The sequence below is a fragment of the Longimicrobium sp. genome (assembly GCA_036377595.1).
GTDB lineage: Bacteria > Gemmatimonadota > Gemmatimonadetes > Longimicrobiales > Longimicrobiaceae > Longimicrobium.
The window spans coordinates 11843-34338 of the sequence record DASUYB010000126.1 but is presented as its reverse complement, the minus strand read 5'-3'; the positions used below and the strand labels follow the sequence as shown (position 1 = coordinate 34338).

Genomic DNA, 22496 nt, shown 5'->3' with positions numbered 1-22496 from the left:
CCGCGGTCCGCTCCAATCCTGTATCCGCTCACCATCCCTCCAGCAACGAAGGCCTGACGTCAGCGAGGATACATATAGTGTACAGAGTAAACAAGCCGCCCGCCAGAGTTCTGACACACTCTGGGCCTCAGGATGACGTCGGATGTGGGCGCGTCGAGCTCCTGCTGTCCTCTGTCCCCTGCAGTTCCTACTCGTGGCGGATGGCGTCGATGGGGGAGAGGCGCGCGGCGCGGAGCGCGGGATAGGTGCCGAAGGTGAGACCGACGACGATGGCCGACAGCGCCGCCACCAGCATCGTCGAGAGCGATAGTCCGGCGTAGATCGGGGCCTTGAGCGTCGCGCGCATCCCCGCGGTGATGCCGAACGCGGCGCCGACGCCCAGCAGCAGCCCGAGCAGGCTCCCCGAGCCGGTGATGGCAACGGCCTCGGAGAGGAACTGCACGACGATGTCGCGCCGGCGCGCGCCCACCGCCTTGCGGATGCCGATCTCGCGCGTGCGCTCGGTGACGGACGCCAGCAGCACGTTGGTGATCCCGATCCCGCCCACCAGCAGCGAGATGCCGGCGATGGCGCCCATGAACACCTTGAAGAGCAGGAACGCGCGGCTGGCCTGCTCGGCGCGCTCGCGGTAGGTGTGCAGCCGGAAGTTCTTCGCCGCGCCGCCGAAGCGCCGGTCGAGCCACGCCTCCGTCGCGACACGGACGGAATCCACCCGCTCGACCTTCGCCGCCTTCAGCACCAGCATGCGCGGACCCGCCGCCTCGGCCGCCGTCATCACGCGCGGTCCCATCCCCAGCGGCACGTGCACGCCCAGCCCGCGGGCCAGCGTGTCGCGCGCGACCACGCCGACCACGCGCAGCGCTGTCCCCCGCAGCGACACCGTCCGCCCGAGTGCGGCATTGGGCGATGCGCCGGGCGCGATCGCCTGCGCGGTGTTCCAAGAGACGACGGCGACGGGAGCGTCCGCCGCCACCTCCGCGTCGGTGAAGAAGCGGCCGGCGCCGAGCTCGATCCCGAACATCGCCGCGGTGCTCGCGGTGGCGGCGGTCACGCGTGCCGCGCGCGGGCGGGCGCCCGGCGGCGCGTCCAGCATCGTCGTGCCGCTGTACGTCACCGCCGCGCCGGACAGGCCGGGGATGCGCCGCGACACATCGCGGACATCCTCGTTGGAGAAGAGGGTGATCCGCTCGCGCGCGACGGGGATGCCGTCGACGGTGTCGTGGGTGACAGGCGCGACGAAGACGTTCTGCAGCGCCGTCGTCCCCGCGATCTGGTCGCGCATCAGCGCCTCCATCCCGTCGCCCAGCGACAGCACCGCCACGATCGAGGCGACGCCGATCACCACGCCCAGGGTGGAGAGCGCGGTGCGCAGCGGGTTCACGCGCAGCGCGGCCATCCCCACGCGCGCGGAGGCGAGGTTCACGCGTCGGCTCCGGGTGCGGTGGGGTTCATCATCCAAAGATTCGGGGAGATCAGGTGCGCCGCCGGGGGACCGGCTCGACGTAGCCGGCGAGCGCGTCGCCCAGCCAGACGAGGAACGGATGCATGGCGCGAAAGGTTTCGAGCATCCACGGCAGGATGTCGCCCGTCTCGGCCGAGACGTCGCGCTCGCACTCCACGATGAAGCTCTTGAGCTTGATGACGCCGATCAGCGGCGCATCGGGCGCGTAGCCGGCGGGCGGGCGCTTCAGCGAGTGGCCGTCCCACAGCCCGCCGAACGCGGCCTTGAACGCGGGCGCGTCCAGGATCTCCGCCAGCCGCTCGGGATCGTCGGCGACGTGCTCGCGGACGAGCGTGACCACCTCCGGCGGCGGCATGTACACGCCGCCGGCGATCAGCATCGTCCCCTTCCCGTCGACGTGGAAGTAGTAGCCGGCCGCACGCCGCGGCGCCCCTGCTCGCTGATGGCGGCGGAGAAGGTGGTCTTGTACGGCGTCTTGTCGCGGCTGAAGCGTACGTCGCGGTAGATGCGGAAGATGCAGTCCTTCGGGTCCACCCACCGCACCGAATCGTCCCACTCCGCGATCCCCGCGATCACCCGCGCCACGTACGCGTGGAATTCGTCGCGGAGCGCCTGGTACTCGGCGCGATTGGCCTCGAACCACGGCTTTTCGTTGTGCGCCGCGAGGTCGGCCAGATAGCGGGTCAGGCGGGGGAAGTCCATGACGAGTGCGGAGGTGCAAAAGTGCGAAAGTGCGAAAGTGCGAAAGTGCGAAAGTGCGAAAGTGCGAAAGTGCGAAAGTGCGAAAGTGCGAAAGTGCGAAAGTGCGAAAGTGCGAAAGTGCGAAAGTGCGAAAGTGCGGGGATTGGACGAGATCGGCGCCGTCAGCGGCGGCGGAAGCTCCAGCGGCGGCGCGGCGGAGGCGGGTCGGCGGGCTCCAGCGACCACATCCCGTACGGATTGTAGAGCGGAGACTCGGGATCGTAGCCGTCGGCGTACGGGCCGTGCCGCAGCCGGAAGCGCGGCGCGTCGGCGTCGGCGCTGAAGGTGTGGCCCGTGGCCAGCTCGGGCGACTCGGTCAGCTGGTACACGTTGAAGACGTTGAGCAGCTGGATCCCGGCCTCGTCGCCGAGCGACTCGGGCACGGCCGCGTCCGGCAGCGCGAAGTTGTGCATCCCGCAGGAATAGACCAGCCCATCGCCGCCGACGAGCACGACGAAGAGCGAGTAGATCGTCCACGGGTCGTCGGAATCCCAGTCGCGCAGCCAGCGCTCGCGGGTGTGCGCCACGCCGCCCGAGTCCACCTTCACCGCGAATCCGCCGGCCTCCAGCAGCACCTTGGCGAAGCGGGCCGCGGTGCGGGCGTTCTCGTAGCCGGGATCGTCGAAGGTCAGGCAGGCGGCGGAGGCGTAGGATCCGAGCAGGTCCAGCTCCTCCCGGGAGAATCTCCCCTGCCCGGAGATCTCGAACGTCCCGCGCAGCTCGGGCTCGTGCGGATAGAGGTCGAACTCGCACGACGTGTTCGTGCTCTGCTCGAAGAAGGTGCGGTAGGCGAACATGTGATCCCTGTCCACCCGCGCGAGCGCCTGCATCAACTCGGACCGGTCCCTCCAGGGTCCGGGGATAGCGACGACGATCTGGCTCATCGCTCGTTGCTGCCGTCATGGGCCCGCGAGCCGTCCACGGCGCATTCGCGGATGAGGTCGCGCGGCGGCGTGTAGCGGGCGATCAGCCGCAGCGCGCCCTCGTACTCGAAGTAGCGCACGTACTCGCAGAGCTTCGCGCGGACGGCGGCGGGCTTCGCTCGGTTGCGGCGGTCGCCGATCAGCGAGATCCAGTACGCTGCCGTGGGATGACGCACTTCCTCCTCCACGAAGCCCTGCGCCTGCAGGTACTCCAGCCGGTCCAGCGTCGTCAGCAGCCGGTCGAGCGAGTAGATCACCTGGTGCTCGTCGGGAGAGAGCGCCCGGTTGCGCATCGCGCCGTCGAGCGCGGCGAGGAGGAGGCTGTCGGTGGCCACGAAGCAGCGCGGCGCCTCGCCGTCGTGCGCGCAGACGCGCGGCTGGTTGTACTCCAGCATCGCCAGCGCGCCGCGCACCTCCGGCTCGGCCTCCACGGACTGCAGCAGCTGCGTGAAGTATTCAAGCCGCTTCCAGCGCTGCTCCTGGCGGTACTCGTGCAGCCCGATCCCGAACGCGGTCAGGCCGCCGACCAGCGTCAGCAGCTGGAGCCACTTCTCCGGATCGCGCAGCCACTGCCGCACGGTGTCGCTCATCTCGGGGAGGCGGGGACCAGGCGTGTGTCCAGCGTTAGAACCAGGGGGAATCGATGTCGGCGCGTGCGCGCAAGGCTTGTTCGAATCCCTCCGGCAGCGGCTCGGGATCGAAGAACCATCGCATGAACTCGACCTTCTTCTGCCACATCGGCCAGTCCGGGTGCTCTTCGCAGACCCTCTCCCAGACCTTCCGGCGCATCCTGTTCGTCAGCTCGAAGGCGATGCGAATGCGCTCTTCGCCCGACATCTCCCGAACGACTTCGATCGGCAGATCACAATACTCGGGTTCGATATCTCTCGGCATGGTCACTCTCCGGATCGCGGGTCCGGAGAGAATATCCGTGGAATCCGGTTTCTGAAGAAGGGGAAGAGCCGCAGAGGACAGGGAGAAACATCTCTGTTCTCTCAGTGTCCTTTGCGGCTCTCCCGGATTCGGTGGGTGCTATCGATCCCGCTCGAGCATGTGGCCGCTGTGGGCGGCGTGCTCGCGGGCGGTTTCCTGCGCGGACTCGTTTCGCTCGGAGCGCTCGTACTCCTCCAGGATGCGCGCCATCATCTCCTCGCGGCGCTCGAACAGGCGCCGCGGGGTGCGCGGGGCGTGGTTGTCGAGCGCGTATGCGGCCAGGATCGGCAGCGCCACAGTGGAATCGAGGTAGCAGACCACCGCGTCGGGGAGCTTGTCGGGGTCGATCTTCCCCCAGCTGACGGCTTCGGCGGGGGTGGCGCCGGAAAGGCCGCCGGTGTCGGGGCGCGCGTCGGTCACCTGCAGGAAATAGTCGTGGCCGCGCTCGTCGATCCCCATCACCTCCTGGATCTGCGGCTCGGTCTGCAGCGCGAAGTTCTTGGGGCTGCCGCCGCCCAGGATCCAGATCGCGCTCTTGCCACCGGAGCGCTTGGCGTCGAGCACGATGGACGCGGTCTCGTTGACGTCGGCGTTGACGTCGAACATCAGCCTGTTTCCCTGCAGCGCCTTGGCGGCCACGTTCATCCCGATCGACGAGTCGCCCGGCGACGAGGTGTAGATGGGCACCGCGTGCTCGTACGCGGCCGCCAGCAGCGACTTGCGCCCGATCCCCAGCTCCTGCTCGCGCGCGGAGATGTACTTGCCGCAGAGGAAGTGGAACTCGGCGGTCGACATGGGCCGCTGGAACTCGTCCGAGGCGATGATCTGGCGGAAGAAGGCGTCGGTGTCGAGGAGCACCGAGTAGTCGAAGAAGATGTCGTAGATGCGCACGACCTCTTCCTCGCGCAGCACGGTGTCGGAGATCTGCGGCGAGCCCTGCCGCAGCTCCAGCCCGATGCCGAAGTGCGTGTCGTGGTAGAGGTTGGCGCCGGTGGAGATGATCCAGTCGACGAACCCGGCCTCGATCAGCGGGATGACGCTGCTCATCCCCAGCCCGGCCGGCGTGAGCGCGCCCGTCATCGTCAGCCCGACGGTGACATCCTCCTCCAGCATCTTCCTGGTGAGGAGATGGCAACCCTCACGAAGCCGCGCCGCGTTGTACGCCTGGAATGTCCCGTCCACGAGATCGGTGACCGTCAGTCCCGGCCCGATCTTCGTCGGCTCGATCCGCTTTCCGCTCAGATACCGGCTCTGCGCCATCTGCCTCACCCGTAGTTACGCTGGAAGTTACAATGCGTCCGCCATCCATGCCCGGCGACGGAGACCCCCGTCAGATGTCATCCTGAGGGAGGCGCCGCACCGAATCCGCGTGAACACCGATCTACGGCGCCGACCGAAGGATCTACTTGTCCCCGCGCAGAAGCCTGCTCGTCCGGACGGACTTTCTGCCCGCGTCGGCTAGATCCTTCGGTCGCCCACTGGATTCGGCGCGGTCGAGAGATCGGTGCACGGGCTCCCTCAGGATGACACCGTTCGGGGCGATGAAATCGCCCAGGCCAACGCCCGGCCTACTGTGCGTCCGCCTTGTGCGGCTCCGCGGGTGATCCGGGGTCCGCCGCCGCCGGCTTCTCCTCGACGGATGGCTTCTGCGCGGCTTTCCGCTTGATCAGCCCGTGGCGCTCCGGGTTCTCGGGCACCACCCCGCGTGCCGCGCCGTCGAGGACGCTGCCGCTGCGCTCCAGCACGATGCGGCAGACTTCCTCGGGGCTGTCGGTGACCACCATCAGGTCGAGGTCCTCGGGGGAGATCTTCCCCTCGTCCAGCAGCGTGCCCTTGATCCAGTCCAGGAAGCCCTGCCAGTAGCCCGATCCGTAGAGCACCACCGGGAAGTCGCGGATCTTCCCGGTCTGGATCAGCGTCAGCGCCTCGCTCAGCTCGTCGAGCGTGCCGAAGCCGCCGGGGAAGATCACGAAGGCCTCGGCGTACTTCACGAACATCGTCTTCCGCACGAAGAAGTAGCGGAAGTTGATGGCCACGTCGACGTACTCGTTGATGGCCGGCTCGAAGGGCAGCTCGATGTTGCACCCCACCGACAGCACCCCCGCGTCGCGCGCGCCGCGGTTGGCCGCCTCCATGATCCCCGGCCCGCCGCCGGTGATGATGCTGAACCCCGCCTCGCCCAGCAGCCGCGCCGTCTCGCGCGCCAGCCCGTACTGCTCGTGGTCGGGCTGCACGCGCGCCGAGCCGAAGATGGTGACCGCCGGGCCGATCCTGGCCAGCGCGTCGAACCCCTCCACGAACTCGCCCATGATGCGGAACACCCGCCACGGGTCCGAGCTGGTGAAGTCTACCGCGCGCGCGGGCTGCGCCGCCGGCGACTGCAGCAGCTGCTCGTCCTCGGTGGCGGCGCCCATCCGCGCGGCGCGGTTGAGCGTGGGGTTCTCCTTCCCCCGCTGCGGCTTTCCGTCGTCTGCCATCGTCCCGTGACCGGTCTCCGTCGCTGGCCCGCCCTATCGCGAGAGCGGGAAGGGCGACAAGATAGAGCGCCGCGCGACGCACGCAAAACCGGGGCTCGCCGGACGCGCGGAAGACTCAGACCTGCCCTCTCGACGATGATGCGGACGAAGATGGGGATCGCCCTCGCCGCGCTGGCGCTGGCGGGATGCCGCGGCGACGCGAAGCAGCCGCCCGCGCGGCAGCAGGGCACGCCTCCCGCGAGCGGGCGGCTGGAGATGACGATGGCGCTGCCGCGGCAGCCCGCGTGGAACTCCGACGACGAGATCGTGATCACCATCGCCAACGGCAGCGCGGCGCCGGTGCCCGACGCGGTGATCAACCTGCTCCTGCAGGCGCCGATCGTGGCCCTGGTCGACTCGGCCGCGTCCGGGCCGAAGCCGACCGTGACCATCCTCCCCGTGGCCACGCGCCTGAAGATCCCCGTGGCCTCCGTGGCGGCGGGGCGCACGGTGCAGATCCGGCAGCGCATCCGCACGCCCCCGGCGCCCCTCTCCGCCGCGGGGGGGGGCGCGGGCGCGCAGAAGCAGGCGCCCGCGGCGGAGCCGACGCAGGGCTACCTGGTCCGCGCGCGGCTGGAGCGGCAGACGGACGGGGCGCTGCTGGCCGCGCCGGCCGAGGATTCGCTGCGCATGCGCATGGAAAGCGAGGTGGTGGTGGGGGGATGCGGCAACGTCAGCGACGCCGTCGTCACCCGCTACGGGATCGGCCCCGTGCGCGTGGGGATGCCGGTGGACGCGCTCCGCGCCGCCTGCCCCGAGGCGAAGGACACGACGTGGCGGGCGGAAGGGGCCGTCGACAGCGGCCTCGTGGTGGCGCCGGGCGGCCGCCGCGCGGTGGCGGTGACGGCGGGGAACGCGGTGGAGCGGATCATCGTCGACCAGCCCGGGTTGAAGACAGCGGCGGGCGCGGCGGTCGGCGCCACGGTGGCCGACCTGCGCGCGCGCTTCGGGCGGATGTGCGCGGGGCGCGGCGAGGGGCGGGTGGCGGTGTGGTTCCCGAACGCGCCGGGGCTCAGCTTCGGGCTGGACACGGTGGCGACGAAGGCGTGGCGGCCCGCGCAGGTGAATGCCGATTCCGTTCCGGACGACGTGGCTGTCACGTCGATGTGGGTGCGGAAGGGAAGCGACGACTGCCCGGCGCGGCCGGGGGAAGGCGGACGATGAAGATCCCGATGGCGTTCCTGGCCGACGAGGCCAACATCTCGCAGGAAGGCAAGCTGAACGTGCTGGGGATCTTCGACCGCATCGCCGCGTCCGAGTTCCCGGTGATCCATCCGCGGATGGTGTTCGCCTTCCGCGTGCAGGCCGGGTTCGCGGACGGGGGCCGCACCTTCCCCGTGCAGATCCGCCTGGTGGACGAGGACGGCGGCGTGCTGTTCGACGCCGCGGGCGAGATCAACCCGCCCATCGTCCCCCCGGGTGAGCTCTCCACCGCCAACCAGGTGTTCACGCTGGTGGGGCTGCAGTTCCCCAGCCCCGGCATCTACAAGTTCGTGGTCACCATCGGCGGCCTCCCGCCGCACGAGACGGAGTTCAACGTCAGCACCGCGCCCCAGGACCACGAGCTGAACTGAGCTTCGGCGCGCGTCCGGTCCAGGCATCCACCCGTCGCGCCGGCACCCGTCCGCCCTCTCCCCGCGCCTTGGAGCGCTCGCCCTCTCCCGTACCGGGAGAGGGGTTTTTGTGCACGCACGACGGCGCGATGAGCCGAACCCTCGTCGTGCGCTGAGTTCTCCCCTCCCCTGCGCAGCGGGGGAGGGGCCGGGGGAGGGGGCCACTCCGCGCCGCACAAATCCTCGCCACCCGCGCCGATGTCCTCACCCCTACCTCTCCCGGTACGGGCCCCCGGTACGGGAGAGGTGGCGAGCCTAAGCGAGCCGGAGAGGGCGCATCGCATCTCCGCACACCGAAGCCTCCCAGCTCACGCCGAATCCGGGTGGAGCATTGGTGTATCCGACCGGTTCCCGTGCTGCCGGGATGATAGATCCTTCGGCCTGCAAACGCTTGCACCAACGCTGATTACGGTCTGGCCGGCCTCAGGATGACGTCGGCGCGGTTCGGCCGGGGGGCATCAACCTCAATCCCGGTTTCGTATCACCACCCCAGATCCCACCCCTCACCCTCCTCTTGCACTCCTTGGCGAACTCATTATCTTGCATCCTATATAGGGTAGGGGGGTATCCTAAATCTCAGGATCGCGATGGAAACGCAGACCGAAACCCGGCACGCCGCGCACATGGAGCCGGAGCTGAAGAAGAAGGCGCTCGAGCGGCTGAAGCGCATCGAAGGGCAGGTGCGCGGGCTGCAGCGGCTGGTGGAGGAGGAGCGCTACTGCGGCGACGTCCTCGTGCAGGTCGCCAGCGTGCACGAGGCGCTGCGCGGCGTGGGCAAGCTGCTGATGCGCAACCACCTGCAGCACTGCATCACCGGCGCGCTGCAGGGCGACGAGCGCGACCGCGAGCAGGCGTACGCCGAGGTGCTTGACCTGATGTACAGGCACGCCCGCTGAGGAGGGGCGAGATGGCTACCGGAACCAAGGTGATCGACCCCGCCTGCGGGATGACGGTGAACCCCGCGACGGCCGCGGGAAGCAGCGAGAACGCGGGCAGGACGTACTGGTTCTGCTCCGCCGGCTGCAAGGCCGCGTTCGACGCCGACCCGGCGAGGTACGTCGAAGGCGCCGCCGCCGGCCCGATCGGCGACGCGCATCACGATCGCGGCCGCGCGCCCGCCGCGTCCCCGCAGCCGATGGTGCAGCTGGGGGCGAAGCAGGATCGCGTCCCGACGCACCCCGTCGTGCAGCTGTCGATCGGCAGCGGCCGCAGCGCCTCGGCCACGGCGGACGGCGCGGCGGAGCGCATCGACCTGCCGATCACGGGGATGAGCTGCGCGGCGTGTGCGCGGCGGATCGAGACGGGGCTGGCGAAGGCACCCGGCGTTCGCCGCGCGGGCGTCAACCTGGCCACCTCGCGCGCGACGGTGGAGTACGACCCGGAGCAGACCGGAGTGCGCGACCTGATGCGCGTTGTGGAGGACGTCGGCTACGGCACCGCCGGCACCGCGCGCGCCGACTTCGTGGTCGACGACTCCGCGCGGCCCTCGGGCTCGTCGCAGCCGCTGGAGAAGCACCTGCAGCGCGTCCGCGGCGTCGTCTCGGCCGACTTCAACCTTCGGACGATGGAGATCCGCATCGAGTACCTCCCCGGCGCGACGGACATCCCCACGCTGCGGCGGGCGATCGAGGACTTCGGCTACGTGGTGCGCGACGTCCCCCCGGACGGGGGCGGCCGGGCGGAGGACTCGCTGGAGGCGGCGCACGCGGCGGAGTATCGCGATCTCCGAAGAAAGTTCTGGATCGCCGCCGTCCTCTCCCTTCCCGTGCTGGCGATGGCGATGAGCCACGGGCGCATCCCCTGGCTCGACTTCCCCGGCGCGGTGTGGGTGCAGCTCGCGCTCACCACGCCCGTGGTCCTCTTCTGCGGCGCGCAGTTCTTCCGCGGCGCGTGGGCGGCGTTCCGGCACCGCGCGGCCGACATGAACACGCTCATCGCCGTCGGCACGGGCACGGCGTACGTCTACTCCGTCGCCGCCACCTTCTTCCCCCGCTTCTTCCTGGCGGGACAGGGTGGGATGGGGGGGATGGGGATGCGGCCGCCGGTCTACTACGAGGCGGCGGCGGTGATCACCGCGCTGCTGCTGATGGGGCGGATGCTGGAGTCGCGCGCCAAGGGCCGCACCAGCGACGCCATCCGCCGGCTGATGGGGCTGCAGGCGAAGACCGCGCGCGTGGTCCGCGGCGGCGCCGAGGCCGACATCCCCGTCGAGGAGGTCGTTCCCGGCGACATCGTGGTCGTGCGCCCGGGCGAGAAGATCCCCGTGGATGGCACGGTTGCGGACGGCGCGTCGGCGGTGGACGAGTCGATGCTGACGGGCGAGAGCATCCCCGTGGAGAAGTCGCCGGGAGACGAGGTATTCGGCGCGACGCTGAACCGCACCGGCTCGTTCCGCTTCCGCGCGACCAAGGTGGGGAAGGACACGGCGCTGCAGCAGATCGTGCGCATGGTGCAGGACGCGCAGGGGCAGAAGGCGCCCATCGCGCGGCTGGCGGACGTGATCAGCGGCATCTTCACGCCCGTGGTGATCTCCATCGCCATCGCCACCTTCGTCGTCTGGTTCGTGGCGGCTCCGCCGGAGACGCGCTTCACGATGGCGCTGGTGAACTTCGTCTCCGTCCTGATCATCGCCTGCCCGTGCGCGCTGGGGCTGGCCACGCCGACGGCGATCATGGTGGGCACCGGGCGCGGCGCGGAGAACGGCGTGCTGATCAAGGGCGGCGAGAGCCTGGAGACGGCGCACCGGCTGGACACCATCGTGCTCGACAAGACGGGGACGCTCACCGCCGGCCGCCCCGAGCTGACCGACGTCGTCCCCGCGGAGGGATTGGCGGCGGACGAGCTGCTGCGCCTCGTCGCCTCCGCCGAGCGCGGGAGCGAGCACCCGGTGGGCGAGGCGGTGGTGCGCGGCGCGCAGGCGCGGGGGATCGCGCTGGCGGACGCGTCCGGCTTCCGTGCCGTCGCCGGGCACGGGATCGAGGCGACGGTCGATGGGCACGCGGTGCTGATCGGCAACGCCAAGCTGCTCCGCGAGCGCGGGATCGACACGGGAGATGCCGAGCAGCGCGCGGCGGCGCTCGCACAGGCGGGGAAGACGCCGACCTTCGCGGCGATCGACGGGCGGTACGCGGGGATCGTGGCCGTCGCGGACACGCTGAAGCCCGAGTCGGCGGAGGCGGTGCGGGCGCTCAGGGAGATGGGGCTGCAGGTGGTGATGATCACCGGCGACAACCGCCGCACCGCCGATGCCGTCGCGCGCCAGGCGGGGATCGAGCGCGTGCTGGCCGAGGTGCTCCCCGACGGCAAGGCGCGCGAAGTGAAGCGGCTGCAGGACGAGGAGCACCGCCGCGTGGCCATGGTGGGCGACGGGATCAACGACGCGCCCGCGCTGGCCCAGGCCGACGTGGGGATCGCCATCGGCACGGGGACGGACGTGGCGATCGAGGCCAGCGACATCACCCTGATCCGCGGCGACCTGCGCGGCGTGGTGACGGCCATCGCCCTGTCGCGCGCCACGATCCGCACGGTGAAGCAGAACCTGTTCTGGGCCTTCGTCTACAACGTGATCGGGATCCCGATCGCCGCCGGCGCGCTGTATCCGCTCACCGGCTGGCTCCTGAGCCCGGTGATCGCCAGCGCCGCGATGTCGCTGTCGAGCGTGAGCGTGGTGACGAACTCGCTGCGGCTCAAGCGGTTCGGAAGATGACTGCTGAGTGCTGAGTGCTGAGTGTGGGATGGGAGGGGGGCGGTTGAAACCGCGGCAACAACTACACGAAGTCCGCCTTCGCGGACTACCGGCTTCGGCTCGGCCGATGCTTCGGTGCTCGCGACGCGCTTCCGACCGAAGCCTGCTGCGTGCGCCGACGGTGAGTGGAACGAGAGGTCGTAGTCCGCGAAGGCGGACTTCGTGTGGTTGTTGCAGCGAATTCATTCGCCCTCAACAACTTGGGAGATGTGAGGGGATAGATGGATACGAGCGAGATCCTGGTGGTCGCCGGCGGCGTGATCGCCATCGTGGCGGTGCTGTGGTACTTCTTCGGCGAGCGGCAGGGGGTGGCGGCCACGACCACCGAGTCGGGCGTGCAGGAGGTGAAGATCACCGTGAAGGGCGGCTACAGCCCCGACGTGGTGGTGGTGAAGCAGGGCCGCCCCGTGCGCCTGGACTTCTACCGCGACGAGACGGCCAGCTGCAGCGAGCAGGTGGTGTTCGGCGACTTCGGCATCGCCCGCGACCTGCCGGCGTTCCGGACCACGCCGGTGGAGTTCACGCCCGACCAGCCCGGCGAGTTTACCTGGACCTGCGGGATGAACATGCTCCGCGGCAAGCTGGTGGTGGAGCCGGTCTGAGCGCCGGCGAGCTCATCGAACGAGACGGCGCCTGCAGACGCGGGCGATGCGAGGTGGATTGGGACGATGCGACTGAAGTCGCGGCGTCGCGGCTACAACTACACACAGTCCGCCTTCGCGGACTTCACCGGCGAGCCGCCGCATCTCTGGGCGTGGAGTATCAACATCGCGGCGGCCGAGCGAGTGCTTGGCCGCCGCGATGTCATTTGCGCGTTGACGAAGTCCGCGAAGGCGGACTGTGTGTTTTTGTAGCCGCGAGTTCACTCGCATCGTCTCTCATCAGACGATACGTGGAGATCAATCCCCCCGGCACCTCCGCGGCGCGCACGGGGATGCGGGTGGGCGTGCGCTCCGGCGCCGTCTTCCCGATCGCGCCGAAGCGGTAGGCGAGCAGGCGCAGGCCGACGGTGACCACGAAGATGGTGCCGCCCTCGTGCGCCACCACCCCCAGCGGCAGCGGGATGCGCCCGAAGAGCGACAGCGTCCCCACGATCACGATCACCCCCATCGCGAAGGCGAGGTTGAAGCGGATGGTGGCCGCCGCCTTCCGCGCCAGCCCGACCGCGCCGACGGCGCGCGACAGGTCGCTCTTCATCAGCACCACGTCGGCGCTCTCCAGCGATACGTCGCTCCCCGAGCCCATCGCGATCCCCAGGTCGGCGGCGGCCAGCGCGGGGGCGTCGTTCACGCCGTCGCCCACCATCGCCACGCGCGCCTCGCGGCGGAGGTCGGCGATGGCGCCGAGCTTGTGCTCCGGCAGCAGCTCGGCGCGCACTTCGCCGATCCCCAGCTCCGCGGCCACGTGGCGCGCGACGGCCTCGCGGTCTCCCGTCAGCATCACCACGCGCAGGCCCCGGTCGCGGAGGGCGCGCACGGTGGCGGCCGCCTCGGGGCGCGGGGTGTCGGCCACGCCCAGCATCCCCACCACGCGCGCGCCGCGGCCGACGAGCACGGTGGTGATCCCAGCCGCCTCCATCCGCGCCAGCCGCCGCTCGGCGTCCGCGGGGAGCGCGGCGCCCTCGTTCGCTGCCATGCGCCGGCTCCCCGCCCACACCGTCTCGCCCGCCAGTCGGCCGCGGATCCCCAGCCCGCGCAGCGCCTGCACGGCGTCGAGCGCGGGCGCGTCGCCCGTCCACCCGCCGACGATCGCCCGCGCCACGGGGTGCTCGCTGTGCCGCTCCAGCCCCGCCGCCAGCGCCCGCAGCGAATCTCCATCGCCCTCCACGGCGACCGCCTCGACCAGGCGCATGCGGCCCTCGGTGAGCGTCCCCGTCTTGTCGAACGCCACGATGCGCGCGGCGGCCAGCGCCTCGAGCGCCGCGCCGCTCTTGAACAGCGCGCCGTTGCGGGCGCCCGCCGCCATCGCCGCCAGCACGGCCGCGGGCGTGCTGATCACCACCGCGCAGGGCGAGGCGACCACCAGGAAGGTCATCGCCCGGTACCACGCGGGTCCCGTCTCCACCCCGGCGAGGAGGTGGAGGGCGAAGAAGACGACGGGGACGGAGAGGAGGACGGCGATGGTGTACGGCCCCTCGAAGCGCGCCGCGAACTCCTCCGTGGGCCCGCGCGCGGCCTGCGCCTCCTCGACCATCCGCACCAGCCGCGCGAGCGCGCTCTCCGACGCGGGGCGCTCGATGCGCGCGCGGACCACGCCCTCGCCGTTCAGCGTGCCGCCGAACACGCGGTCACCGGGCGCCTTGTCGACGGGCGCGGACTCGCCGGTCAGCGCGCTCTCGTCCGCCGAGGTGTAGCCGTCCGCCAGCGCCGCGTCCGCGGGGAAGCGCTCGCCGGGGCGGACCAGGACGAGGTGGCCGGGCGCCAGCTCCTCCAGCGGCACCCAGCGCTCGCGCCCGTCCTCGCCGATCACCGTGGCGCCGGCGGGATGGAGCTTCATCAGCGCGCGGATGGCGTTCTTCGTCCGGTCGAACGCCCACGTCTGCAGCGCGTTGGAGAGGGAGAAGAGGAAGAGGAGGATGGCCCCGTCGCCCGCCTGCCCGACGGACGCGGCGCCGAGCGCGGCGACGACCATCAGCAGGTCGACGTTGAGCTTGCGCGCGCCCACCAGCTCCTCGAACGCCGCGATCGCCGACGGCACGCCGCCGGTGAGGAAGGCCAGGCCGAAGAACGCCCAGTGCAGCCACGGGTGCCCGGCGGCCTGCACGGTGAACCCCGCCAGCACGCCGAACAGCGTCAGCCCCGCCAGCACGAAGCCGCGCACCACGCGGCCGCCCAGCCAGTGCGACGGCTGCTCTTCCTCACGCGCGGGAAGCACGTTTCCACAGCATCGCCGCTCGCCGTCCCCGGCGCACGTCCGCTCGTCCATCCATCCCCCGGTCGAAAGTAGATCAGCTTACTAACAATAATGATTATTGATAATGCCACAACTCTCGTCGTCCCCGCTCACGCTCGCGGTCGGCGGACAGCTGCGCGAGCGGGCGATCTCCCCGCGGATGCAGGGAGTGCTCCGGACAGGAGGGGAGGTATGGTATCGAGTTGCGCGGACGGCCCCATTTCGGGAACTCGGATTCAGAAGAGTCTCACACGGAGGGAACGGAGGAAACGGAGAAACGATGGGAGCAGTTCCTCCGTTCCCTCCGTTCCCTCCGTTCCCTCCGTGTGAGGTATTCCTTTGGCTGGCGTGCAGAGAGTCTTATGGGTAGAAACGAGGTGCGCGGCCGGCGCCGTGACCCGGCGGGCACCTGGACTTACGCGCTCGGAGATCACGGGTACGCGCAGACGTTGTCGACCCAGAACTCCTGGCCGCCGACCATCACCCGGTACACCGGTGCGCCGTCGATCTTGACGGTGCCCTGCACGCCGCCGAACACCGCCGCCGACGCCACCGACACGTTCGCGCCGCCCATCGGCGACGGCGGGGTGGTGATCGGGCCGATGTAGACCGCGCTCGTGTTCACCAGCAGGTTCTCGTAGCCGCCCTGGTCGTAGAAGTTGAACGTGACCGCCTTGGGAGCGAATCCCAGGCCGGTGAAGTCGAAGGAGGTGTTGATGTTGTTGTAGTGCCCCGCCTTGCCCGCGCCGAGCGTGAATGCGCCCGGCACGTTCGCGATCTGCAGCCAGTTGAACGCCGACCCGCCGCCGATCAGCAGGAACTTCTGGACGGAGACGGGGATCCCGTTCTCCACCCACACCACGGTGCCGGGCGGGGTGGCCACCGGCGCGCCGAAGACGGCGCCGAGCGGGGGAACGTTGAAGTAGACGCAGACAGGCGCGAGCGGCGCCGCGCGCGGGCCCACGGGCGTGCGGTCCGCGCCGGTGAGCGGCTGGTCCGTCCGGCCGCAGGCGCCGAGCGCTGCCGCGGCCAGGAGTGTCACGGAGATGGTGCGAGCGTGCATGAGCCCTCCCGGGGAGTGGTGGGAAAGGCGGCGGCCGGAGCGCGGCCGCCGGGAAGGGATTGCGTCGGGGCCGCATCGGACGAGCCCCGAAACGGCGCGAGCGCCCGCCGGACGCGGGTCCGGCGGGCACTCGTCCCGCCTCACCCGCGGCTCACGGGTAGGCGCAGACGTCGTCCAGCCAGAGCTCCTGCCCGCCCACCATCAGCCACTTCACCGACCCGCCGGACAGCGTGACCGTTCCCTGCGCCCCACCGGGGACGGGCGCCCACGAAGAGGTCACGTTCACGCCGCCCCACGGCGTGGGCGGGGCGGTGAGCGGCCCGATGAACACCCCGCTGGTGTTCACCTGCAGGTTCTCGTAGCCGCCCAGGTGCAGGAAGTTGAACTTGACGCCCGAGGGCACGAACGGCAGCGCGGTGAAGTCGAAGCCCACGTTGATGTTGTTGGTGTGACCGGTCTTTCCCGCCCCCAGCGTGAACGAGGCCGGCGCGTTCTCGATGCGCAGCCAGTTGAAGGCGGAGCCGCCGCCGGCGAGGAAGAACTTGTGCACCGACACCGGGATGCCGTTCTCCGTCCACACCACCGAACCCGGCGGGGTGCCCACCGGCGCGCCGAAGAGCGCGCCGAGCGCAGGCACGTCGAAGCTGACGCAGACGGGTGCAAGGGGCGCCGCGCGCGGGCCGACGGGCGTGCGGTCCGCGCCGGTGAGCGGCTGGTCGGCCCGGCCGCACGCCGCGAGCGACGCGGCCGCGAGCAGGGCGAGTGAGAGGGTTCGAGCATGCATGATGAATTCTCCGGAGGGAGAGGAAGAGTGGCGGGCCACGGAGATGCGGCCCACCGGAAGGCGGGCCACCTCACGGGCATCACGTGTGCCCTGTAGGGCGCATTCTGCGCGGAAATCTCCATCTTCGTACGATCGGGGAGGTTACGGCATCTCCCGCGCACCCTCCGTTTCCGATCGCGATTCGTAGCAGAGGCGCGGCCGCCCCGGAAACTGGGACGCCCGTGCCTCATCTCCATGTGAAACCTGCGTTTACGTGACGACGAGCCGTTTGCGCAGATGTGGTCGATGATGGGGTTTGGTACCGCCCAACCAGGGTTGCGCGCGCGGCACGGCTCTCGCGGCGCGGGGGCCGCCTGCGCCCGGCATCACCGAATCGCCCAATCTTTCGCCGCCTCGCATCAGATCCCCCGGAGCCCGAGCCATGAGCGACCCCGCCCCCGAGCCGTCATCCCCATCTCCCGAAGACCAGGAAGATTCCGCCTCCACGCAGGTCGAGACGCCGGGAGCCGCGGAGGCGCCCGCCGCCGAGCCGTCGGCGCGCGTGGGGATGGGCGCGCGGCCGCACGGCGACGGCGACGCGTCCGGCGTCACCTTCCGCGTGTGGGCGCCGAACGCGGCGGGCGTGGCCGTCGCGGGGACGTTCAACGGCTTCGCGGAGGATGCCAACCCGCTGGCGCGCGAGGCGGACGGCTGCTGGTCCGCCGACGTCTCCGGCGCGAAGGTGGGCGACGAGTACGAGTTCGTGGTCCGCACGCCGGACGGGAAGACGCTGAAGCGGCGCGATCCCTACGCGGCGGAGATCGGGCTGACGCGGCGCGAGTGCATCGTGGCCGATCCCGACGGGTTCGACTGGGGCGACGCGCCGTGGTTCACGCCGGCGTGGAACGAGCTGGTGATCTACGAGCTGCACGTGGGCACCTTCAACGACCCCGAGGCCGGCGGGGCGCCGGGGAGCTTCGACAGCGTGCGCGCGCGGCTGCCGTACCTGCGCGCACTGGGCGTCAACTGCATCGAGCTGATGCCGTCGGTGGAGTTCGCGGGCGACTACTCGTGGGGCTACAACCCCGGCGACATCTTCGCCATCGAAAGCGTGTACGGCGGGCCGGACGCGCTCAAGCGGCTGGTGAAGGAGGCGCACGAGCACGGGATCGCGGTGATCTTCGACGTGGTCTACAACCACTTCGGGCCCAGCGACCTGGACCTGTGGCAGTTCGATGGCTGGTCGGAGAGCGGCCTCGGGGGGATCTACTTCTACGAGGACGAGCGGCGGAACACGCCCTGGGGCGACACGCGGCCGCACTACGGGCGCGAGATGGTGAAGAAGTTCATCCGCGACAACGCGGTGCGCTGGCTGGAGGAGTTCCGCTTCGACGGGCTGCGCTGGGACGCCACCGCGTACATCCGCAACATCTACGGCAACACCGACGACCCCGCGCACGACATCGGCGACGGGTGGTCGCTGATGCAGGACATCAACCGCGAGACCAACGAGCGGCAGCCGTGGAAGCTGCACATCGCCGAGGACCTGCGCGGCAACGGGTGGATCGTGCGCGCGCCGGAGCTGGGCGGCGCGGGGTTCGACACGCAGTGGGAGAGCGAGTTCGTGCACCCCGTGCGCCGCGCGCTGATCCAGCAGAACGACTGGCAGCGCAGCATGGACGAGATCCGCCGCGCCGTGGAGCACCGCTACGAGGGCGACGCGTTCAAGCGCGTGATCTACACGGAATCGCACGACGAGGTGGCCAACGGGCACGCGCGGGTGCCGGAGGAGATCTGGCCGGGGAACGCGGCGAGCTGGTACTCGCGCAAGCGGTCGACGCTCGGCGCGGCGCTGGTGTTCACCGCGCCGGGGATCCCCATGATCTTCCAGGGGCAGGAGATCCTGGAGGACCGCTGGTTCGCGGACGGCGACCCCATCGACTGGACGAAGCTGGAGACCTTCGCGGGCGTCCACCTGCTGTACGGCGACCTGATGAAGCTGCGCCGCGACTGGTTCGACACCACGCGCGGGCTGCGCGGGCAGAACGTGCACGTGCACCACGTGAACGACGCCGACAAGGTGATCGCATTCCACCGCTGGGACGCCGGCGGCCCGCGCGATGACGTGGTGGTGGTGCTGAACTTCGCCGACCGCTCGTACGGCGAGTACTGGATCGGAATGCCGCGCGCCGGCGAGTGGAAGGTGCGCTTCAACGGCGACTGGCGGGGATATGGGGACGACTTCCTCGACACGCCGAGCTATCACACCCGCGCCGACGGCGGCCCGCTGCACGACATGCCGCACAGCGCGGCGATCGGCATCGGCCCCTACACCGCCATCATCCTCTCGCGGGACGAGTAGCACTGCGTCCGGGAGATGGAGAAGCCGGGGCGACGGTGTCGTCCCGGCTTCATCGCGCTTGAGAAATTTCGCCTACGAGCGACAGGCGGCCTCTCGCTCGTAATGCAGGCGATAGATTCCTCGGGCTGCGACCTACGGAGCGGACGCAAGATCGGTCTGGTCGTCCTCGGAATGACAATCTCCACGGTGTACACAGTCATCTTCTGAACTGCCCTTACTCCGCGCGGACGACGATTCGTCACGCCATCCTTCATCCTGTCCCGATGGAGATCGAGATGGCTCCCGGCGCAGTATGTTTCGTGAATCCCATCGAGATCCTGAGACGTACAGGCTACCGCCTCCACCCAGCACTTCGACCCCGATCCCCAGGCCCATGACTGGATTGACGCTCGGCTTGACGAGCCTCCTGATCGCCGGCAGCCACACGCCGTCCACGCCCGTCCCAGGCGCGCAGCCCGAGCCGCGGGACACGATGGTCAGCGTCGGCGACCACGCGCTGCACCTGGTGATCCGGCGTGGGACGCGTCCGGTGACGATCGTGCTCGACGCGGGCGGCGGATCGGACATCGGGGGATGGTACGACGTGCCGGAACGCCTGGCGCGGGAGACGGGGGCGACCGTCGTCGCGTACGACCGCGCCGGGTTCGGGCGCAGCGGACTGGGCGCGCCGGACCTCACGCCCGACCAGGAGATCGCGGACCTGCACCGTGCCCTGCGCGCGGTCGCTGTCCCCGAGCGGACCATCCACGTGGGCCACTCGTACGGCGGGCTGCTGGCGATGCTGAGCGCGGCACGCTTCCCCGACCGCGTGCAGGGCGTGGTGCTGGTCGATCCGATGAACCCGCGCTTCGTCGCCAGCACGGGCGACTTCATCTTCTCCACCGTCCGGCCCATCGAGCACCCCTCGAACGACCGCGAGCGTGCGACGGTGCGGCTGATGGAGGGGTTCCGCGGCCTTCTCGGCGAGGTCGCCGCCACGGAGCCCACGCTGCGGCAGCCGATGGTCATCGTCTCCGCCGGACGAGGGTTCTGGGGCCCCGCGGAGGTCGAGCAGGCGTGGCGGCAGAGTCACACCGACATTGCCGCTGCGTCGCCCCGCAGGCGGCTGATCGTTGCCGAGCGGTCGCAGCACGACATCCCCCGGCAGCAGCCGGAGACGATCGTCGCGGCGCTGAAGCTGCTCCTGGACGGCCAGCCGTAGATCGCGCGTAGACTGCTGGCAGGCAGGATCTGGCGAAGGATGAAGGACATTCTTGCCTGATCGCGCGGCTCATCGCCATCGACGGGGGATCGGAACGGCCCGCCGGGGCTCGTCCCGGCGGGCCGTCGCCGTGAGCCGCATCATCCATCCACTGCCGTGAGATCCAGATCCTCGCGGACGAGGCCCGGCCCTTGCGCACACCGCCGCGCGTCCGTTATCGCGAGGAAATGAGCCGGCCCGACCCGTACACCGAGATCCGCCTGCTGTCCCTGCGCAGCCTGCGCGGCGCGAACCTCTGGTCGCGCCGCCCGGTCACGCGCGTCGACCTGGCGCCGGGCGCGTACGACGAGATCTCGTCGGCGCACGCGGCGGGGTTCACCGAGGCCCTGATCGCCGCGCTTCCCGGGCTGTGGGAGCACCGCTGCAGCATCGGCGAGCGCGGCGGCTTCGTCACCCGGCTGCGGCGGGGGACGTTCGCGCCGCACGTGGTGGAGCACGTGGGGCTCGAGCTGCAGTCGATGGTGGGCCACGACGTGGGCTACGGCCGCGCGCGCGGCGGCGACCGGGCGGGCGAGTACACGGTGATCTTCGAGCACCTGCACGCCGAGGTGGGGCTGCGCGCCGCCGCGCTGGCGCTGGAGCTGGTGCAGCGCGGCTTCGCGGGCGAGCTGGACCGCGCCGCGGTGGACTTCGCGCTGGCCGAGCTGGCCGCGCTGGCTGGGACGCCGGACGTCCCAGCGCTGCAGCAGCACGTGCTGTGCGGCATCGCCGGCGGGGGCGACCGCGCGGGGGTGCGCGACGAGATGGTGCGGCGCGGGCTCGGCCCGGGCGAGCTGGTGGTGGACCTGGCGCCGTCGTACCTCCTCAACGCCGGGCTGCCGTACGCGCGCAGCGACATCGCCGTGGTGCTCGACGCCGAGCCGGGCGACGTCCCCGACCGCTACCGCGACCCCGAGCTGGCGCGGCGCCTGGTCTCCGTCCCCGCCGACGCGGTGGTCGAGGACGGCATCGTCGTCTGCCCCGCGAAGGAGTGGGAGATCCAGGACATCGCGCGCGACGCCGGGTGCCGTGTGGCCATCTTCTCCACGGGCGACGACGTCACCGAGCGCGACGCGCGCGTGGCCCACGCCGTGGCCTTCGTGCGCGAGGGGCGGATCGTGATGGAGCTTGCGGGGTCTACGGAAGATGGGGGCGAGGTGGACGGCGGGGCCTCGCCCGCGGCGCAGGTGGCGGCGGCGCTGGCGGTGCGCTCGCTGCGGGAGCTGGAGACGGAAACCGGGGAGCGACAGGCGGATGGAGCGGCAGTCGGGGAACGGTAGGAGCGGCGGCGACCGCGGCCGCGTCGCGGCGGACGAGGCGCCCAACCGGCGGCGCGGCGACCGCCACGACGGCACGCTGGTGCTGATCGGCGGCGCCTGCGAGGCCACCGGCGAGGCGTTCGGCCGCTTCGTGGACCTGGCCGGCGGGCGCGAGGGCGGCCGCATCGTGGGCATCACCACCGCGTCGGCCAACCCCACGCGGTCGGCGCGCGAGTGGCTGCGGTCGTTCATCGAGGCGGGCGCCACGCACGTGGAGATGCCCATCATCGACAGCCGCGACCGCGCCCAGGACGCCCGGGTGGCGGAGATGATCCGCGAGGCCGACGGCATCTTCCTGGGCGGCGGCGACCAGGTGCACCTGGTGACCACCATCGGCGGGTCGCGGGTGGGGCGCGCGCTGGCCGAGGCGTACACCGCGGGCGCCGTGGTCTGCGGCACCAGCGCGGGCGCGGCGGCGCTCACCGAGACCATCCTGGCCGGCGGCGAGCCCGACGAGTACGGGAAGATGCAGGACGTCCACCTCGGTCCCGGCTTCGGGCTGCTGGGCTTCCGCGCGGTGATCGACACGCACTTCACGCAGCGGCGGCGGCTGCAGCGCCTGTTCATGGTCATCGCCCGCAACGCCGAGCTGATGGGGCTGGGGATCGACGAAGACACGGCGATGGTCGTCCGCGGCCACCTGGGCGAGGTGGTGGGGCGGGGTTCGGTGACGTTCGTGGACGGGCGCGGGGTGCGCTTCGACAACGCCGACCAGTGCATGGACGGCTGCGCGCTCACCCTCAGCTACCTGCGCGTGGGGATCGTGGGCGCGGGGTACACGCTGAACCTGCGCGAGCGCGAGCTCGAGGTCATCCTCCAGAACCGCCGCGAGCAGGGCGAGACCACCGTCCTCCGCAGCGAGGAGGTCGAGGCCTCGACGCCCGCGATGGTGCGCACCGTGGGGTGACCGTTCTCGAACACAAA

General features: G+C 70.7%; 20 protein-coding genes. 9 read left to right on the top strand and 11 right to left on the bottom strand.

Annotation, left to right across the window (positions count from 1 at the left end; genetic code table 11):
• Window positions 1-187: 187 nt before the first annotated feature.
• From VF092_22295 to VF092_22260, 8 genes are all read right to left on the bottom strand, one after another.
• Entirely contained in the window at window positions 188-1423 is a 1236-nt protein-coding gene (locus VF092_22295; protein ID HEX6750041.1) for an ABC transporter permease, read from the bottom strand.
• A 49-nt stretch (window positions 1424-1472) separates the two neighbouring features.
• Window positions 1473-1841: a DUF2461 family protein gene (locus tag VF092_22290; protein ID HEX6750040.1), complete on the bottom strand. Its 369-nt coding sequence runs from the start codon at window positions 1839-1841 to the stop codon at window positions 1473-1475.
• Complete coding sequence (locus VF092_22285; protein HEX6750039.1) at window positions 1835-2164, bottom strand: DUF2461 domain-containing protein; 330 nt, start codon at window positions 2162-2164, stop codon at window positions 1835-1837. Before VF092_22285 ends, VF092_22290 begins: the two co-directional genes overlap by 7 nt.
• A 161-nt stretch (window positions 2165-2325) precedes the next feature.
• Complete coding sequence (locus VF092_22280; GenBank protein HEX6750038.1) at window positions 2326-3087, bottom strand: hypothetical protein; 762 nt, start codon at window positions 3085-3087, stop codon at window positions 2326-2328.
• Window positions 3084-3716, bottom strand: coding sequence for a hypothetical protein (locus tag VF092_22275; protein HEX6750037.1), 633 nt, complete (start codon window positions 3714-3716; stop codon window positions 3084-3086). Before VF092_22275 ends, VF092_22280 begins: the two co-directional genes overlap by 4 nt.
• A gap of 34 nt (window positions 3717-3750) precedes the next feature.
• Window positions 3751-4020 carry a hypothetical protein gene (locus VF092_22270; GenBank protein ID HEX6750036.1) on the bottom strand — a complete coding sequence of 90 codons (270 nt, stop codon included), beginning with the start codon at window positions 4018-4020 and terminating at the stop codon, window positions 3751-3753.
• A 138-nt stretch (window positions 4021-4158) separates the two neighbouring features.
• Window positions 4159-5319, bottom strand: coding sequence for a deoxyhypusine synthase (gene speY, locus VF092_22265; protein ID HEX6750035.1), 1161 nt, complete (start codon window positions 5317-5319; stop codon window positions 4159-4161).
• 308 nt (window positions 5320-5627) lie between these two features.
• Window positions 5628-6536, bottom strand: a complete 909-nt coding sequence (locus VF092_22260) for a TIGR00730 family Rossman fold protein (GenBank protein ID HEX6750034.1) — start codon at window positions 6534-6536, stop codon at window positions 5628-5630.
• Between the two features lie 138 nt (window positions 6537-6674).
• Here VF092_22260 and VF092_22255 point away from each other — a divergent pair, with 138 nt between their 5' ends.
• The 5 genes from VF092_22255 (at window position 6675) to VF092_22235 (ending at window position 12535) form a co-directional block, all read left to right on the top strand.
• Window positions 6675-7739: a hypothetical protein gene (locus tag VF092_22255; protein HEX6750033.1), complete on the top strand. Its 1065-nt coding sequence runs from the start codon at window positions 6675-6677 to the stop codon at window positions 7737-7739.
• The gene (locus tag VF092_22250) at window positions 7736-8149 is read left to right on the top strand and encodes a hypothetical protein (GenBank protein HEX6750032.1); all 414 of its coding nucleotides are present in this window, start codon (window positions 7736-7738) and stop codon (window positions 8147-8149) included. The genes VF092_22255 and VF092_22250 overlap by 4 nt, the downstream gene beginning before the upstream one ends.
• A gap of 626 nt (window positions 8150-8775) precedes the next feature.
• Entirely contained in the window at window positions 8776-9084 is a 309-nt protein-coding gene (locus tag VF092_22245; GenBank protein ID HEX6750031.1) for a metal-sensitive transcriptional regulator, read from the top strand.
• Window positions 9085-9095: 11 nt separating this feature from the next.
• Window positions 9096-11894, top strand: coding sequence for a heavy metal translocating P-type ATPase (locus VF092_22240; GenBank protein ID HEX6750030.1), 2799 nt, complete (start codon window positions 9096-9098; stop codon window positions 11892-11894).
• A gap of 260 nt (window positions 11895-12154) precedes the next feature.
• A complete protein-coding gene (locus VF092_22235; GenBank protein HEX6750029.1) occupies window positions 12155-12535 on the top strand; it encodes a cupredoxin domain-containing protein in 381 nt (126 codons plus the stop codon).
• A gap of 202 nt (window positions 12536-12737) precedes the next feature.
• Here the strand turns inward: VF092_22235 and VF092_22230 are convergent, their stop codons facing one another.
• The 3 genes from VF092_22230 to VF092_22220 form a co-directional block, all read right to left on the bottom strand.
• Window positions 12738-14858, bottom strand: a complete 2121-nt coding sequence (locus VF092_22230) for a heavy metal translocating P-type ATPase (GenBank protein ID HEX6750028.1) — start codon at window positions 14856-14858, stop codon at window positions 12738-12740.
• Window positions 14859-15255: 397 nt separating this feature from the next.
• Window positions 15256-15888, bottom strand: a complete 633-nt coding sequence (locus tag VF092_22225) for a hypothetical protein (GenBank protein ID HEX6750027.1) — start codon at window positions 15886-15888, stop codon at window positions 15256-15258.
• 151 nt (window positions 15889-16039) lie between these two features.
• The gene (locus tag VF092_22220) at window positions 16040-16672 is read right to left on the bottom strand and encodes a hypothetical protein (GenBank protein HEX6750026.1); all 633 of its coding nucleotides are present in this window, start codon (window positions 16670-16672) and stop codon (window positions 16040-16042) included.
• Window positions 16673-17093: 421 nt separating this feature from the next.
• Between VF092_22220 and VF092_22215 the strand changes: the two genes are divergently transcribed.
• The 4 genes from VF092_22215 (at window position 17094) to VF092_22200 (ending at window position 22479) form a co-directional block, all read left to right on the top strand.
• On the top strand, window positions 17094-19013 hold the full coding sequence (locus tag VF092_22215) for an alpha-amylase family glycosyl hydrolase (GenBank protein ID HEX6750025.1): 1920 nt from the start codon (window positions 17094-17096) through the stop codon (window positions 19011-19013).
• A 394-nt stretch (window positions 19014-19407) separates the two neighbouring features.
• A complete protein-coding gene (locus VF092_22210) occupies window positions 19408-20214 on the top strand; it encodes an alpha/beta hydrolase (GenBank protein HEX6750024.1) in 807 nt (268 codons plus the stop codon).
• A gap of 227 nt (window positions 20215-20441) precedes the next feature.
• Entirely contained in the window at window positions 20442-21533 is a 1092-nt protein-coding gene (locus tag VF092_22205; protein ID HEX6750023.1) for a hypothetical protein, read from the top strand.
• On the top strand, window positions 21508-22479 hold the full coding sequence (locus tag VF092_22200; protein ID HEX6750022.1) for a cyanophycinase: 972 nt from the start codon (window positions 21508-21510) through the stop codon (window positions 22477-22479). Before VF092_22205 ends, VF092_22200 begins: the two co-directional genes overlap by 26 nt.
• The last annotated feature ends 17 nt before the right edge of the window (window positions 22480-22496 follow it).